The sequence below is a fragment of the Streptomyces sp. NPDC025273 genome (genome assembly GCF_040638585.1).
In the GTDB taxonomy this organism is placed as follows: domain Bacteria; phylum Actinomycetota; class Actinomycetes; order Streptomycetales; family Streptomycetaceae; genus Streptomyces; species Streptomyces cinereorectus.
In genome coordinates, this window is sequence record NZ_JBEZYP010000001.1 from 699,223 (window position 1) to 714,447 (window position 15,225).

The 15,225-nt window shown below is 72.4% G+C and carries 16 protein-coding genes and 1 pseudogene; 7 read left to right on the forward strand and 10 right to left on the reverse strand.

The window, feature by feature from the left end:
- Positions 1–109 precede the first annotated feature (109 nt).
- Entirely contained in the window at positions 110–286 is a 177-nt protein-coding gene (locus tag AB0F38_RS03025) for a hypothetical protein (RefSeq protein ID WP_361885657.1), read from the reverse strand.
- A 166-nt stretch (positions 287–452) separates the two neighbouring features.
- Positions 453–1,025: a flavoprotein gene (locus AB0F38_RS03030; RefSeq protein ID WP_361885660.1), complete on the reverse strand. Its 573-nt coding sequence runs from the start codon at positions 1,023–1,025 to the stop codon at positions 453–455.
- A gap of 173 nt (positions 1,026–1,198) precedes the next feature.
- On the opposite strand from AB0F38_RS03030, the gene AB0F38_RS03035 reads away from it, so the two are divergent.
- The 5 genes from AB0F38_RS03035 to AB0F38_RS03055 all read left to right on the forward strand — a co-directional run bounded on the left by AB0F38_RS03035 (position 1,199) and on the right by AB0F38_RS03055 (position 3,804).
- The gene (locus AB0F38_RS03035) at positions 1,199–1,444 is read left to right on the forward strand and encodes a hypothetical protein (protein ID WP_361885663.1); all 246 of its coding nucleotides are present in this window, start codon (positions 1,199–1,201) and stop codon (positions 1,442–1,444) included.
- A gap of 184 nt (positions 1,445–1,628) precedes the next feature.
- On the forward strand, positions 1,629–1,844 hold the full coding sequence (locus tag AB0F38_RS03040; protein WP_361885666.1) for a hypothetical protein: 216 nt from the start codon (positions 1,629–1,631) through the stop codon (positions 1,842–1,844).
- Positions 1,845–1,969: 125 nt separating this feature from the next.
- Complete coding sequence (locus AB0F38_RS03045; protein WP_361885669.1) at positions 1,970–2,203, forward strand: hypothetical protein; 234 nt, start codon at positions 1,970–1,972, stop codon at positions 2,201–2,203.
- 1 nt (position 2,204) lies between these two features.
- A complete protein-coding gene (locus tag AB0F38_RS03050; protein ID WP_361885671.1) occupies positions 2,205–3,542 on the forward strand; it encodes a DUF1254 domain-containing protein in 1,338 nt (445 codons plus the stop codon).
- Between the two features lie 40 nt (positions 3,543–3,582).
- Entirely contained in the window at positions 3,583–3,804 is a 222-nt protein-coding gene (locus AB0F38_RS03055) for a DUF2277 domain-containing protein (RefSeq protein WP_361885674.1), read from the forward strand.
- A gap of 16 nt (positions 3,805–3,820) precedes the next feature.
- Here AB0F38_RS03055 and AB0F38_RS03060 read toward each other — a convergent pair whose 3' ends face one another.
- From AB0F38_RS03060 to AB0F38_RS03085, 6 genes are all read right to left on the reverse strand, one after another.
- Entirely contained in the window at positions 3,821–4,477 is a 657-nt protein-coding gene (locus AB0F38_RS03060; protein WP_361885677.1) for a VTT domain-containing protein, read from the reverse strand.
- 204 nt (positions 4,478–4,681) lie between these two features.
- Positions 4,682–5,143, reverse strand: coding sequence for a DoxX family protein (locus AB0F38_RS03065; RefSeq protein ID WP_361885679.1), 462 nt, complete (start codon positions 5,141–5,143; stop codon positions 4,682–4,684).
- Between the two features lie 112 nt (positions 5,144–5,255).
- Positions 5,256–6,980 (reverse strand): alkaline phosphatase D family protein, encoded by a 1,725-nt coding sequence (locus AB0F38_RS03070; protein WP_361885682.1) that lies wholly within the window; start codon positions 6,978–6,980, stop codon positions 5,256–5,258.
- 114 nt (positions 6,981–7,094) lie between these two features.
- Positions 7,095–7,739, reverse strand: a complete 645-nt coding sequence (locus tag AB0F38_RS03075; RefSeq protein ID WP_361885684.1) for an HNH endonuclease family protein — start codon at positions 7,737–7,739, stop codon at positions 7,095–7,097.
- A gap of 543 nt (positions 7,740–8,282) precedes the next feature.
- Positions 8,283–8,945 carry an HAD-IA family hydrolase gene (locus AB0F38_RS03080; RefSeq protein ID WP_361885687.1) on the reverse strand — a complete coding sequence of 221 codons (663 nt, stop codon included), beginning with the start codon at positions 8,943–8,945 and terminating at the stop codon, positions 8,283–8,285.
- Between the two features lie 190 nt (positions 8,946–9,135).
- Positions 9,136–10,137: a peptidoglycan-binding domain-containing protein gene (locus AB0F38_RS03085; RefSeq protein ID WP_361885690.1), complete on the reverse strand. Its 1,002-nt coding sequence runs from the start codon at positions 10,135–10,137 to the stop codon at positions 9,136–9,138.
- A gap of 136 nt (positions 10,138–10,273) precedes the next feature.
- On the opposite strand from AB0F38_RS03085, the pseudogene AB0F38_RS03090 reads away from it, so the two are divergent.
- A pseudogene (locus AB0F38_RS03090) lies at positions 10,274–12,325 on the forward strand (MDR family MFS transporter); the annotation flags it as partial.
- Positions 12,326–12,389: 64 nt separating this feature from the next.
- On the opposite strand, the gene AB0F38_RS03095 reads toward AB0F38_RS03090, so the two are convergent.
- Complete coding sequence (locus AB0F38_RS03095) at positions 12,390–12,866, reverse strand: GNAT family N-acetyltransferase (RefSeq protein WP_361885693.1); 477 nt, start codon at positions 12,864–12,866, stop codon at positions 12,390–12,392.
- Between the two features lie 60 nt (positions 12,867–12,926).
- Between AB0F38_RS03095 and AB0F38_RS03100 the strand changes: the two genes are divergently transcribed.
- Complete coding sequence (locus tag AB0F38_RS03100) at positions 12,927–14,033, forward strand: serpin family protein (protein WP_361885695.1); 1,107 nt, start codon at positions 12,927–12,929, stop codon at positions 14,031–14,033.
- Between the two features lie 2 nt (positions 14,034–14,035).
- Here the strand turns inward: AB0F38_RS03100 and AB0F38_RS03105 are convergent, their stop codons facing one another.
- Positions 14,036–15,130: a DUF2330 domain-containing protein gene (locus AB0F38_RS03105; protein ID WP_361885698.1), complete on the reverse strand. Its 1,095-nt coding sequence runs from the start codon at positions 15,128–15,130 to the stop codon at positions 14,036–14,038.
- Positions 15,131–15,225 lie beyond the last annotated feature (95 nt).

Here is a 15,225-nt window from a genome sequence, read left to right on the forward strand (position 1 = left end):
CCAGGTACGGGAACCTTTTAACCGGGACTTCAGGCATCCGCTCCGGCTCGGGAAGCGCGAGTCCTCCGGTGCGCCATGAATTCCATGCCGAACCCGACGAGGGAGAGCGCTACACCCAGCAGGAAGAGCAACAGGTCTTCCGTTCCACGCTGCCGAGCAGCATCAGATCAACGCCCAGGACGAGGAAGAGAATTCCACCAGCGGTGTACCACCGCTGGTTGCGCGCCTGGTTGATCGCCGAGGCCAGACCGAGCACAAGGAGCAGGACCAACACCGCTGTCCACACGGCTAAAGCTTCCCAGCTGTCGATCCTCCCTGTAACCAACGCAGTTGGCGCGGTGCCTCACGGGATGCGTGTCATCCGTCATCTCCGACTCACATCGACGACAAGTTCGGCCCTTGATCACGACCCGGGCCACATGGCCGCACCGGTGGCCTCGGCAGTTCCTCTATCAGCGGGCCTCCGGCCGGCGAGAGGGAGGGAACCGCAAGATGTCTCGCCCGGGCAGTGGTCGATCTGCCGGTTCCTCACGGGGGTCGTGCAGCGGCCACACGTCCGGCCCGTGGACGAGGTGCACGCTCGCCGGTTCGAGGGCCTTGATGTGGTGTTCCCACGCGGGATGGCGAACATGTGCGGCGTTGATCCGCGGGAACAGCACGACCGGGATGCCGACTGTGCCCATGCCCTCGCTCACCTGGGTCAGCGCCTGGTTGTCGGCGACGGCGGTTGCGAGTTCGGTGATGCAGTTCCCGCTCGCCGGGGCGACGACGTAGCGGTCGGCGACCGGGTGGGGGCGGGGCTCGGCCGGCAGGCGTGGGGTGTTCCGCACCGGCAGACCGGTCAGTGCCTCCAGCCGGTTCCGCTCGCCGTCCGCGTTCAGCCATCGGCCCGCATTCGGCGTCAGGGTCACGGCCACCTGCCGGCCGTGGGTGATGGCCGGCTTCACCAGTCCGGTGCCTGGTTGCTCGACTCCGTCCGCCGCTGTGCCCATGACTCCCAGCACTCCGCGGCTGCCCGTACTCACGGTTCCACCACCCCCGCGTCGATCCGTTCCCGGGCCCAGCAGTACGAGCAGAGAAGTGCCGCGACCACCGCGGCTGTCGGCACCCATAGGTGATCCGGTGATCCGCCTTGCCTGAGGTACGGCCATGTGCGCCGTGCACGTCGGGGAATCCGGATGTGGAGGACACTGGTCGTATGGCCCTACCCGAAACGCATCATTGCCCGGTCTGCTCGGACGGTGCGGCGAGGAGTTCCGCCGTTCACGAGGACCTCGTCATCGGCGCGCCGCTGTCCATGGAGGAGCTCACCGACGCGCAGCGCCTCGACCGGTTCGCCCGTAAGTACGCTCACGACGGCTGCCAGGTCAGAGAAGTCCGCCGGGTACCGCACGAGAATCTGAGCGGCTACGCCTGGTCCGTCCGTTTCACCGAGAACGCGTGAGGAGCCGGTCACGGTCTGCCGGGATGCGCGGTGGGACGCCGGAAGTCACTCCTCCATCGCCGCTCCCGGGGATGGAGGCGGCGCCGAGCTGATCGCTCGACGCTCCGAGGTCACGGACATCGACCGAAGGTGTCCCCCCGAGCCCCGGGATGCGGTCCGCCGGGGGTCGGGGGACCGTGGAGGCATGTCCGGTCATCCGCCTGTGATCGTGTATCCGCCCTCGCCGTCCGGTGGGCGGCGGGTGACCGTGCGCGGGCAGATCGTCGGGCTCGCGCACGGGCGTGGGGACGTGGCCTCGTTCCTGCGGCAGGCCGGGTTCGCCGAGGGGGTCGAGGAGATCGACCTGGACCGGCCGGAGCTGATCGAGTGGCGAGGCGGAGACCTCGACACCTGGGGGTGAGTGCCCCGGGCGAGGCCTCCGTGTCCCAGCCGCCCCCGGGTGGCGGGTGACGCCCCGGTCGGGACGCCAGGCCGTTCGGAGCTGCCCCCGGGGTCTGAGGGGCGGTCCGTCGAATGGAGGAATCCATGGCTCAGACAGCACCGCCGACGCCCGCGCCCGGTGGCCCGCGAGGAGTCGGCCCCGGCAGCGCGTGGGCGGCCGAGAGGGCCGTCGGCCTCGCCTCGGACGACGCGTACGCACGTTTCGACGCGAACACACGTTTCGACCCGTCCGCACGTATCGGCGGGTACGCCTCCGAGCTCGATGTGACGGCTGTGATCCGGGCCCTGTGCACGGACCTGCCGAAGGTGGCCCACTGACGTGGGACAGGGCACGGCTCTCCTCGCCGCCGACGCGTACGTCTACGGGTCGCCGCTGGTCCGCGAGCTGTGCGCGGTCCAGGCGGGACTGCAGGAGGGCTTCGGGGTGCTGGGACCTGCCCCGTTCAACGACTTCGCCCACGCTGAGGGGCCGGCCACACCGGAGGCGCACGTCCCGTACGGCACGAGCGACATCGTCGACGCGCTCGCCCAGCTCGATCTGTCGGGCGGCCCGGTCCGGCTGCACGTACCGGACACCGGCGGTGCGTACTACGTGCTGCAGTTCGTGGACGCGTGGAGCAATTCCTTCGCCTATCTCGGCAGCCGGGCCACCGGCACGGGCGAGGGGGACTGGCTGATCGTGCCGCCCGGATGGGCCGGGACGGTGCCCGACGGGGTGACGGGCGTGATCGACGCACCCACCTCCGTCGTGTCCCTCATCGGCCGCATCGCCTGCGACGGCCGCCAGGACCTGCCCCGGGTGCGCGCACTGCAGCAGGAGCTCACCCTCACGCACCTGGGCGCGTCGGCGCACCGGACCGGGCTCCCCGCGCCCGAGTCCGGGGTACCCGAGGCGCTGCGGTTCTTCGAGCAGCTCCGGGTGTGGATGGCCGACTTTCCGCCCGGTGCGGCCGACCGCGCGTACCAGGACCGTTTCCAGCCCCTGGGGCTGCTGGAAGAGGGGCCCTCGCCCTACGTGCCGGCCGGTTCCGGGCTCGTCCGCGCGCTGACGGAGGGGCTCGGTCTGGGCCGGGCGCGGGTGGAGAAGGCGGGACGCCCGGTGGAAGGGGCGCCGGGTGCGTGGGAGGCGCGTCCGCACCTGGCGGACCACAACCTCGACCACCACGGCGTCGGCACGGTCGGCTCGCCGGAGTGGCAGATCGCGGACCGGGAGGCGTCGTACCTGTTCAGGGCGGTGGCGGCGCGCCAGGCGCTGTGGATGCCCCACGGGTACGAGGCGGTGTACGCGCACACCTCCCACGACTCCCGGGGGCGCCCGCTCGACGGTGCGCACCGCTACGTGCTGCGCCTCGTGCCGCCGCCGGTCCGGGCGTTCTGGTCGGTGACCGTGTACGACGTCCCGGGGCACCACCTGGTCGCGAATCCCGCGGACCGGTACGCGGTCGGGGACCGCACGCCCGGGCTCGTGTACGCCGCCGACGGTTCGCTGACCCTCCACCTGTCCGTGGACCCGCCGGCGGACCCCGCCCGTGCGGCCAACTGGCTGCCGGTACCCGACAGGGGGTTCGGGCCGGTGATGCGGCTCTACGTGCCCGGGCAGGCCGTTCTCGACGGGACCTACGTCATCCCGGCCGTCGAGCGGGTCGACGGCGCTTGAGACCGGGTGCCCTGTCAGTGGTGCGGTCCACACTGGAGACATGTGCCGCAGTATCAAGACCCTTCGCCCGCCCGCCATCCCCGAGGAGGCCACCGAGGAGGAGATGAGAGCAGCCGCCCTGCAGTACGTGCGCAAGGTGTCCGGCTTCCGCGCGCCCGCCGCGCACAACCAGGAGGTCTTCGACCGGGCCGTCGCCGAGATCGCGGAGGCGACCCACCGGTTGCTGGACGGCCTGGAGGTACGGGGCGCCGCCCGGGTGTGAGCCGCCCGGCGGGCTGTCAGAGGCCGGCAGGGGCTCCGGTGGCCGCCACTGCCGGGAGGTGGGCGGGCCGCCGGACGACGAGCGCTGCCAGCGCGCCCGCCAGGAACAGGGCGAGCACCGAGACGGCCGTGCCCAGCCAGGTCGCGCCCAGCCACTGGCCACCGAAGTAGCCGAGGCTCACGCTGTAGCCCGCCCAGGCCACCCCGGCCAGGGCCGACCAGGGCAGGAAGTCCTGCACCCGGCGGTGGGCGGCGCCCGCGCCCAGCGAGACGACCGACCGGCCGGCCGGTGCGAAACGGGCGACGACGACGAGCGCGCCGCCGCCACGGCTCAAGGCCGCGCCGAGGCGCTCCTGTGCGCCGGTGAGACGGCGGGACCGGGCGATGGCCCGGTCCAGGCGGTCGCCGCCGCGCCAGGCGAGACGGTAGGCCACGAGGTCGCCGAGCACCGAGGCGGTGGCCGCGCTCAGGGTCAGCACCAGGAGGGACGGGACCTGCCGGGTGGCCTCTCCGGCCACTGCCGTGACGGTGGTCGTGCCCGCTGCAGCCGTGGCGGCCGCGATCACCAGCACGCCACTGGGCAGGACGGGCAGGAAGACGTCCAGAAGTACCGAGAGGGCGACCACCGCGTAGATCCATGGGCTGCCTGTCAGCGCACCCATACTCTCGAGCACTTTCCTACTCCCCGTTCCGTATCACCGTGTCAACGCCGCGACGTCGCAGGGGAGCGGCAGGAGCGGCAGGGCCAGCGCTCCAGAATACGCCCGCCGTTGGCCCGGAGTTCGCCGGAGGTCCGGTGACGTCGGACAGGACACGTACGCCCCGGCCGCCTGTGACGACGGCGGCCGGGGCGCATGCACGGGTGGGGCGGCGGTCGGTCAGACCGAGACGGCCGGAGCCTGTTCGCGCTTGGGCTCGTCCTCGTGCGTGGGACGGGCGCGCGAGGAGAAGAGCCGGTCCACGGCCACGGCGCCGGGGCCCGTGAAGACCAGCAGGAGGAAGGCCCAGCAGAAGACCGCGGAGGGCTCGCCGCCGTTCTGCAGGGGGAACAGCGATTCAGGCTGGTGAACCTTGAAGTACGCGTACGCCATGGACCCGGAGGCGATGAGGGCGGCGAAGCGGGTGCCGAGGCCGAGGGCGACCAGGGTGCCGCCGACGAGCTGGATCACGGCTGCGTACCAGCCCGGCCACGTGCCGGCGGGAACGGTTCCGCCACTGCCCATGGCGCCGCCGAGCACGCCGAAGAGTGAGGCGGCGCCATGGCAGGCGAAGAGGAATCCGATGACGGCACGGAAGAGGCCGAGTACATAGGGCTGGGCCCTGTCCAAATGTCTGAACACGAGGGGGGTGGGCTCCTTCGGTCTGGGGACGTGAACCGATTGGGGCCCCTCAGGTTAGGTAAACCTGGCGATTGCTTGCAAGTTCAACATTTTCTAACTGGCTGAAAACCGCTCATTCGTTCGACGTCAGGGTGCGTTCCAGGACGGTCTCCAGCTCGGCGCCCGTGGGCCTTTCTCTGGCCTGAACCAATGTCAGCGCGGCATTCCGGCCATGCAGCGTGAGGGTCATCAGCTGATTGCCGAACCATGGTCCGCCCGACTTGTGCCAGCGCATCGGTGCGGCCCCCGCCCGTCCGTGGAGCGCCAGCCCCCGGCCGAGCCACCGGCCCACCCGGCTCCAGCCGAAACGGAAGCCGACTCTTATCGTGGCGGGGATCGAGTTGTGCACGGGAGAGCAGGTCAGCTGCAGGATCCGCGCCCCGGGTGTGTCGTCCGGCGCGGAATCGGACCACTGGGGCTCCGCGATGTAGGCGTGGTGCACATCGCCCGAGAGCACGCATACCGTCGCCGGGGCGCCGGGACCGCGGCCCGCCTCCCGCAGCAGCTCCGACAGCTGACGGAAGGACTCGGGGAAGGCGGCCCAATGTTCCAGGTCGGAGGCGCGGCGCATCTTCTCCCCGATGCGCGCCCAGCGCCCGTCCGGCCCGCCACGCTCTCCGCGGCACAGTGCCGCGTTCCACGTCTCCGCGTCGTGGACGAGCGGCGGCAGCAGCCACGGCAGCGAGGTGCCGATCAGCAGATGGTCGTACGCGGCCCGGTCGGTGAGGACCTCCTCGCGCATCCAGCGGGCCTCCCCGGCGTCGAGCATCGACCGCTCCTGCTCGTCCAGGACGCGGGCCGCACGGGTGTCCACCATGAGCAGCCTTACTCGGCCGAAAACACGCCGGTAGCTCCACCGGGTGCGCGTGGGATCGGCGTCGGCCTCGGCCGCGTGGCGGCGCAGCGTCTCGGTGGCGTCCGGGGCGGCGCGTACCGCCGCGTACGTCGGGTCGGCCGCCAGGGCGTCGGGGGAGAGGTTGCCGAGGTGCTGGTACACCCAGTACGACATCAGCCCGCTGACGATCCGCTCGTGCCACCACGGCGTGCGCCGCATGTCCTCCAGCCAGGCGCCGCTGGTGTTCCAGTCGTCGATGACGTCGTGGTCGTCGAAGATCATGCAGCTGGGGACCGTGGAGAGCAGCCAGCGTACGTCCGGGTCGCGCCAGGACTCGTCGTAGAGGTGGGTGTACTCCTCGTAGTCCGCGACCTCGGCCCCGGGCGACTCCTCGAGACCGCGCCGCGCCGCGATCCGCTGCCGGGTGGCCTTCGACGTCTCGTCCGCGTACACCTGATCGCCGAGCAGCAGCAGTACGTCGGGGCGTACGGCCGTCGGATCGGCGGCGAGCCGGGCGGCCAGGGTGTCGAGGGCGTCCGGGCCGATGGGGTCTCCCCCGCTCGAACGCGGCCGCGAGTGCGGGGAAGGGTCGTGATCCCGGGCGGGCGGAGCCGCCCAGCGGCAGGAACCGAAGGCGATCCGGACGGGCCCGGCCTCCTCCGGCTGCGGTACGGCGGGGGTGGTGATCGTGCTCGGAGGATTACGGGAGCCTTCGAGGGGCCAGGCGCGGCGGCCGTCGAGCAGCACTTCGTACGCCGTGGCCGAGCCGGGCGTCAGTCCCGTCACCACGACCAGCGCGTAGTGGTGGCCCTCGACCGCGAAGGTGGGGGAGGAGCCCGACGCCCCGTCCGCGCAGCGGACCTCAGCGGTACAGGGCCTGGTCGTCTCGACCCAGACGGTCGCCCGGGAGCCTGATTCCCAGTCGACATACCGCAGCAGTGGTCCCAGGCGTAGCCCGGCCATGTGTGCCCTCCTCGCGTCGCCGTGACCGATGGCTCCGTACGGTACGGAACGACGGAGGAGGGCGGGCTGGTTCCGGCCGGGCACGGGGTGTCCCGGTGGCCGGAGTGAGGTGGGTCAGCAGCCGTTCAGCACGGACTGCAGCGCGCTCTTCTCGGTCGAGTCCACCGACATGCCGTAGTAGTGCTTCACGTGCACCCAGGCGCGCGCGTACGTGCAGCGGTAGGCCGTACGCGGCGGCAGCCACTCGCCCGGGTCCTGGTCGCTCTTGGACTGGTTGACGTTGTCCGTGACCGCGATGAGCTGAGGCCGGGTCAGGTCGTTGGCGAAGGACTGGCGCCGCGCCGTGGTCCAGCTGCTCGCGCCGGAGCGCCAGGCCTCGGCGAGCGGGACCATGTGGTCGATGTCCACGTCGGAGGCGGCGGTCCAGGTGGCGCCGTCGTACTGCGAGTACCAACTGCCGCTGGTCGCCGCGCAGGCGGAGTCCTGGACGACGTTGGTGCCGTCCCGCTTCAGGACCACTTCGCGGGTGTTGCAGGCGCCCGACTGGGTGATCCAGTGCGGGAACATGTCGCGGCTGTAGCCGGTGGAGGAACCCTCGGTGCGGACGGAGAGCTCGCTCAGATACGTACGGGCGGTCGAGGCGCTGACCGGGGTGGGCATCGCGGCCTGGGCGGTCGGGGCCGTGAGCAGACCGGTGGTGGCGGCGAGTGCGGCGGTGGCGGCGACGACGGCTATGCGACGCGCGTAGATACCGGACATGCGAACTCCTCTGACGTGGGGGGACCTCGGGCGGATGACCTGTGGGCCAGGTCATCGTGGCGGCACCGGGTTTCTGTGGGATGGTCGCCAGGTAACAGAGTGGCGACATGCGCACGTCACATCAAGAGGTAGGGAGCCAGGTCTGACGTCCGGTCCGAAGTCTGTTCGAGCGCGGAGCTTGGGCGAGCCGCGGTTCAACCGGGTGGATACGGGCGGTCAGTGACGGTGTGCCAGGCCGGGGACGCTGCCGCCGCCGTCATCGCCCGGGCTTCACCCGGCCGCCCTCCGCGAGATCCGGGTCGCCGGCCGGCTGCCGCCGTGCGACCGGGCGTCGCGCCCCTGCTCATCGGCTGGGTGATGTGCTCGCCGGGGCCGCTGCTCGGCTTCGTCGCGCCGGAGTCCGCCTGGCGGCGTGGACGGGCGCGGGATCACCGGCTGCCCGGCCTGGAGGCGGGCGCGGTGCGACCGCGCGCACCGCAGGCCCCGGTGGCGGTGTGGGTGCGGGTGGTGGCCCGTCGCGCCGGGGTCCGGGGAGGGGTGCCGCTAACGGGCTTCGATGTGCAGGCGGATCGAGCCGTCGCCGGCCACTTCCACCCGGAGCTGCGTCAGGTCCTCGACGTGGGCGTCGGGGGAGAGCGCCGCCGCGCGCGGGCCGATGCCCACGATCCGCATGCCGGCCGCCCGGCCGGCGGTGATGCCGGCCTCGGAGTCCTCGAGGACGATGCAGTCCGCAGGGTCGAAGCCCAGCTCGGCCGCGCCCTTGAGGAAGCCCTCGGGATCAGGCTTGCTGGCGCCGACCAGCTCGGCGGTGACCCGGGTCTTGGGCACCGGCAGGGCTGCGGCCGTCATCCGGGCCTGGGCGAGCGCCTCGTCGGCCGAGGTCACGAGCGCGTGGGGGAGGGCGGCGAGGGAGGCCATGAAGGCGGCGGCACCCGCGATGGGCACCACACCGTTGATGTCGGCGGTCTCCTCGGCGAGCATGATCCGGTTCTCCGCGTGGTTCTGCTCCATCGGGCGGTCCGGCAGCAGGGCGGCCATCGTGGCGTAACCCTGGCGTCCGTGGACCACCTTGAGCGCCGCCTCGGGGTCGAGGCCCTGCGCGAGCGCCCAGCGCCGCCAGCAGCGCTCCACCACCGCGTCGGAGTTGACCAGGGTGCCGTCCATGTCCAGCAGGAGGGCGCGGGCTACGAGGACGGTGGCCGACATCGGCAGGCTCCAGAGCGGGGGAACAGCGAGGAGCGCGTACGTGCTCCTCAGGAGAACAAGCAGCCCCGCCCGCCGGTCAGGGAGAACGGGCGGAGGCTACTTTGTTCCATCACGATACAAAAACCGTGGCCGGAACGCCAATCCCGCAGGTCGCGCCGCCCTTCCCGCGGGTCCGACGGCCCCCCGGACCTCAGGTGTCCCGCCCCTCACCGGTCGTCTGGGCCTCCAGTGCTCGACGGGTCTCCGGCCCGTACACACCCGGCGGATCGGTCCGGACGGACACCCAGTTCTGGAACTCCCGCACGGCCCGCTCCACCCGGTCCGAGAAGTTTCCGTTGTCCCGCTCGTGGTAGAGCCACTTCTCCTGCAGCCGGCGCTGGAGCTCGGCCACCTCCGGGCCCTGGTCACCGCGCCGCAGCGTCGGCCCGGTGAGCTGGGCGGGCGGCGCCGCCGACTCGCTCGGTGCCCCGGTAGCCGCCGCCGAGGGCGACGGCGTCCCGGAGGCGGTGGTGGCAGAAGGGGAGGCCGACGGGCTCTTCGGGGCGGAGGTGGAGGGAGAGGCGGACGGCGATGCCGAGGCGGACGGGGACGGGACCGGAGAGGCGGACGCGGACGGGGACTCCGACACGGAGGCGGCCGGTCCCTCGCTCGCGTCCGGGACGCTCGTCGCGATCTCGGGCAGGGCCTCCTCCCGGATGTCCTCCTTGTCGAACAGGCCTCCCGCCAAGGCGGCCGTCCCCACCACCGCGACCACGGCCGCCCCCACGGCCAGGACGGCGAACGGCCGGCGGCGCCGCGGCTGTACGGGCTCGGGGCCGCTGCCCGCGTAGGCCGCGGCGCTACGCCGGTGGGTCTCGTCCGCCGCGCCCGGGTCCGGAGGCGGGCCCGCAGGACCGCCGGCCGCGCCGCCGGCCGGGCCGCCCAGGAAGAGCGGCATCGTCGTGGCCGCGGCGGGTGCGGCCTGCCCCTGCGTGTCGTCGTTCGACAGCGTCACGTACGGCCTGATCCGCAGCGGGTCGAAGTCCTCGGCCGCGGCCATCTCCGCCGAGCGTGCGGCCCGGTGTTCCTCACCGGGCAACCGGGCCGTGCGGGCCCCGCAGGCGCAGGCGGGTCCCCTGCTCCCGGGATCCGCGCCCGTCCCCGGTCTCGCGCCCTGCTCGCCACCGCACTCCGGGCACATATGTCCGGTCATCGTGGGTTCCCCTCCCCTTTGAACTGCCTGCGATTATGCAGGCCGCCGCCGGGAAGCCCAACGCCCGCACCGCTGCTCGGCAGGCCATAACGGGGCACAGCGGCCAGGATGGGGTGGAAGCGGACCGGAGGAGACGTTCATGGCCGAGCAGCTGAGCCCGCAGCCCCTCGCACTCGCGCCGGGTGAGGGCAGGTCCCGGCGGGGTGTCCTGGTGGCCATCGGCGCACTGCTCCTCGGCATGCTGCTCGCCGCACTCGATCAGACGATCGTCTCCACCGCCCTGCCGACCATCGTCAGCGAGCTGGGCGGCCTGGACCATCTGTCATGGGTGGTGACCGCCTACATGCTGGCGGCGACGGCGGCCACCCCGCTCTGGGGCAAGCTCGGCGACCAGTACGGCCGGAAGAAGCTCTTCCAGACGGCCATCGTCATCTTCCTCCTCGGATCGGCCCTCTGCGGCATGGCCCAGGACATGCCGCAGCTGATCGGCTTCCGCGCGCTCCAGGGGCTCGGCGGCGGCGGACTGATGGTCCTGTCCATGGCCATCGTCGGAGACATCGTCACCCCGCGTGAACGAGGCAAGTACCAGGGGCTGTTCGGTGCGGTCTTCGGCGTGACCAGTGTCCTGGGGCCGCTCCTGGGCGGCCTCTTCACCGAGCACCTCAGCTGGCGCTGGGTGTTCTACATCAATCTGCCGATCGGCGTCGTCGCGCTGCTCGTCATCGCCGCGGTCCTGCACATCCCGGTCCGGCGCACCAAGCACACCATCGACTACCTGGGCACCTTCCTCATCGCCTCGGTCGCCACCTGTCTCGTTCTCGTCGCGTCCCTCGGAGGCACCACCTGGGCCTGGGACTCCGCCCGGATCATCGCCCTCGCGGTCCTCGCCGTGGTGCTCCTCGTGGCGTTCGTCCGCACCGAGCGGCGGGCGGCTGAACCCGTGCTGCCGCTCAAGCTGTTCCGCATCAGGACGTTCAGCCTCGTCGCCGTCATCAGCTTCGTCATCGGATTCGCGATGTTCGGCGCGATGACCTATCTGCCGACCTTCCTCCAGGTGGTGCACGACATCACGCCGACGATGTCCGGCGTGCACATGCTGCCGATGGTGTTCGGCATGCTGATCACCTCGACCGGCTCCGGCCAGATCGTCAGCCGGACGGGCCGCTGGAAGGTCTTCCCGGTCGTGGGCACCGCCGTCACCGCGGCCGGCCTGATGCTGCTGCACCAACTGTCGGAGACCAGCTCCACCCTGCGGATGAGCCTCTGCTTCTTCGTCTTCGGCGCCGGACTCGGCCTGGTCATGCAGGTGCTGGTGCTGGTCGCCCAGAACGCCGTCAGCTACCAGGACCTCGGGGTCGCCACGTCCGGAGCGACCTTCTTCCGGTCCATCGGCGCGTCGTTCGGCGTGGCCGTCTTCGGCACCCTCTTCACCAACCGGCTCACCGGCAAGCTCGGCGAGGCGCTCGCCGGCCGCTCCCTGCCCCCCGGGGTCGACGCCGAGGCCCTGGCCGGGGACCCGCGGGCCATCAGCCGCCTCCCCGCGGATCTGCGTTCCTCGGTGCTCAGCGCGTACTCGTCCTCGATCACCGACGTCTTCCTCTACGCGGCCCCCGTCGTCGTGGTCGCCTTCGCCTTCGCCTGGTTCCTCAAGGAGGACCCCCTGCGGGGTTCGGTGACCGCCCCCGAGCCCAGCGAGACCCTGGCGTCGAACCCGGTCCAGCGGTCCTCGTACGACGAGTGCGCCCGTGCCCTGTCGGTGCTGGCCACCCGGGAGGGGCGCCGGGAGATCTACGAGAAGATCACCGCCAAGGCCGGGTACGACCTGCTGCCCGCCTCCAGCTGGCTGCTGCTGCGGATCAAACGGCACGGCACCGTCGAACCGGCCATCCTCGCCGATGTCGCCCCGGTGCCGCTGAAAGTGATCATCGAGGCGGCCCGGCAGGTGGAGGGGCGCGGCCTGGCCCGTCGCGAAGGGCTGCAGCTGGTGCTCACGGACCGGGGCGCCGAGGCCGTGGTCCGGCTGGCGCAGGCCCGTGAGGAGTCCCTGGCCGAGATGCTGGGGGACTGGTGGGGCCCGGAGCGGCCCACCGACCTGGTCCGCCTCGTGACGGAGCTGACCGCCGAGGTGAGCGGGTCGAGCAAGGAGCGCCCGCACATGCCCGAACCGCGCCGTGACCACTCGGCCTGACGGAGAACCACCTCCAGCCACCAGGGGCGAACCGGGGCCGGGACCAGGAGGCCCTGAAGCCTGGTCACAGCTCCTTGGCGAACCAGTGTTCCGCGTACGGCCCCTGGTTGAACGCCGGGATCTCCCGGTACCCGTGCTTGGTGTACAGCCCGCGCGCCTCCACCAGGTCGTCGCGGGTGTCCAGCCGGATCCGCCGCACCCCGAAGGACCGTGCCGCGCGCTCGGCGGCCGCGAGCAGCAGCCCCCCGCCGCCCGTGGCGCGATACGCGGGCCGTACGAACACCCGGGTCAGCTCCGCGGTGTCCGCGTCGACCAGCAGCAGGCCCGTGCAGCTCGCCGGCTCGTCCCCGCGGCGGCCGACGAGGAACTCCCCGGTGGGCGGGGCGAGCCGTTCGGCACCGTCGTCGGCGAGGCCCTCGTCGATCTCCCCGGGGGTCGCCGGCCGGCCCCAGTAGCGGCTCGCCACCTCGTCGTAGTAGTCCCGCCGCAGCAGTGCCGCGTCGGGGGTGTCGAAGCGTTCGGGGGCCACGGTCCACGTCATCGGGCCATTCTGCTGCGGTACCACCGGAGACGACGAACCATTTATGTGTAGGGGGCAGAGATGATGCGGGACACCGGCCCGGCGACCCGGGACGCAGCCGTCCGGCGGCTCGGCGAGCAGTGGATACGGGAGCTGGCGCGCGACGGTGACGGGAGCTTCGTGTGCTCGCCCGCCGGTCTCTGGCTGGCACTGGCCGCCGTAGCGGCCGGGGCCCGCGGGGAGACGGCCGCGGAACTGCGGGCTCTGCTCGGGGTCGCGGACCGGGAGGCCGCGGCCGTCGTGACCGGGGCGGCGCGGGACTGGGGAGGGACCGGGGCGCTGCGCGTGGCCACCCGGGTGTGGGCCAGGGTGCCCGTCCTCCCGGAGTACGAACAGGCGCTGCCCGACATCGCTTTCGGGCCGATGGACCCGGACGCGATGGATGCCTGGGTGTGCGAACGGACCGGCGGCCTGATCGAGCGGCTGCCGCTGGAGCCGGCCGGGGACGTCGCGCTCGCGCTGGTCAACGCACTGGCGCTGAAGGCGCTCTGGGAGAGGCCGTTCGACGCGCACCGCACCGCGGACGTCCTGTTCACCGACACGGCGGGCCGGACCCGCCCCGCGGCGACGATGCACGCGTCGGTGCCGGTGCGGGACGCCTGGACGGTGGCGGGCGCGGACGTCGTGGAGCTGCGCTGCCGTACGGAGCCGGACGGTGCCGCCCCGGCGCGGATCAGGCTCGTCCTGGGGGAGCGGGGTGCGGGGCCGGCTCAGGTACTGCGCGCGGCGTGGGCGCCTCGCGAAGGGCGTGCCGCGCCGGATGCCGACCAGGTGACCATCGGGCTTCCGCGTTTCACCCTGCGCACAAAGGTCCAGGTGACCGAACAGCTGCCCGCGCTCGGGCTACGGCTCGCGACCAGCGCGGCCGAGGCGGACTTCTCCGGGCTCTCGCCCCAGTCCCTCCATGTCTCCGACGTGGTGCAGGAAGCCGTCCTGAAGATCGCGGAGGAGGGCGTGGAGGCCGCGGCGGTCACGGTCGTGGCGATGCGGTCGGGGGCCGCTCCCCGCCCGCGGGTGGTGCGGCACATCGCGTTCGACCGCCCCTTCGGAGTCGTCGTCCTGGACGGAGCCTCGGACGTCCCCCTGGTCGCCGGCTGGCAGGCGGACGCCCCGACGTACGACGGCTGAGGTCAGGGCCGCCGCCGCGCCCGCAGGGCCGGCGGGACGGCCACGGCGAGGAGCAGCGCCGTGGTGAGCACCGTCAGCAGCCAGACCGGGAAGCCGCCCACCGTCAGCAGCCTGTCGACGTGGTGGACGGTCCGGTAGGGGGTGTCGGCGGTGGCCGCGCGCAGTTCGTGGTCGCCGTCGATCAGCTCCGGCTCGGGGAAGGACTGGTCGATCGCGGTCAGGAACGCGGGCCCGCCCGCCATGAGTTCACCGAGCGCGCCGCCGGCCGCGGTCCGCTCCAGCCGCCCGGCGTACGTCACCTCGGGTGCCTGCCCGCCGATGCTTCCGGCCGGCTCCATCCGGTGCTCCGCGATCACGTAAAGGCCCAGGGACTGCCCGTTCCGGGCGAGCTGCGAGAGCCGCATCGGGTACACGGGCCGGTCGCTGGCGAAGCTCAGCCGCAGGGGTTCGAGCGCGCCGCCGAGGGCGGCCCCGTCCTCCTCGGGTGCCAGGCGCACCGCGACGTACTCCCACTCCTGGGCGACGTACGGCCGCAGGGCGGTCGCCAGCCGGTCGGGCAGCTCGAAGCCGTTCGACTCCAGCCAGCCGCGCAGCGCCTCCGGGTCCGTCGCGGTCAGCCGGGCGACATCGAACGGACCCAGCCGTTCCCGGTCCACCACTCCGACCTCCGGCGCCCCGTCCGCACCGGAGGCGGGGGCGCCCGCACCGTCCGTCCGGTCCAGCGGCCAGTCGCCCTCGCGCGGCCAGAAGTAGTTCCGGTCCCGGTACTCCGGTGCGGTGATCTCCGCCAGTTCCTCGAACAGGCCGGGATCGCCCAGCTCCACGGAGGCGCGGTGCGGCACGGGCATGATCCAGGCGGCCTCCGGTGCGTCGCCGTCGACCGTGAGCCGCATGACGATCTGCTCCGTCCGCCCGTCCCAGTGCACGACGGAGGTCTCCCGGCCCACCGAGAGCCGCGTCTCGCCGGCCGTGACCATCGCCCCGCATCCGCAGGCGTAGGCCGGGCCGATCAGCGAGCCGAGCTGCAGGGCCGCCAGTACCAGCAGCAGCGACAGCACCCGCCTGAACGTACCGCTCCGTCCCCGTCCGTGACGCATGATCCATCTCCCCCGGAAGCCCGGCGCGCGTACGGCCGGATACGTGATCGGACGAGTGGCCGGATCATCCGGTTCCGGGAGGCCCGCAGGAGCGG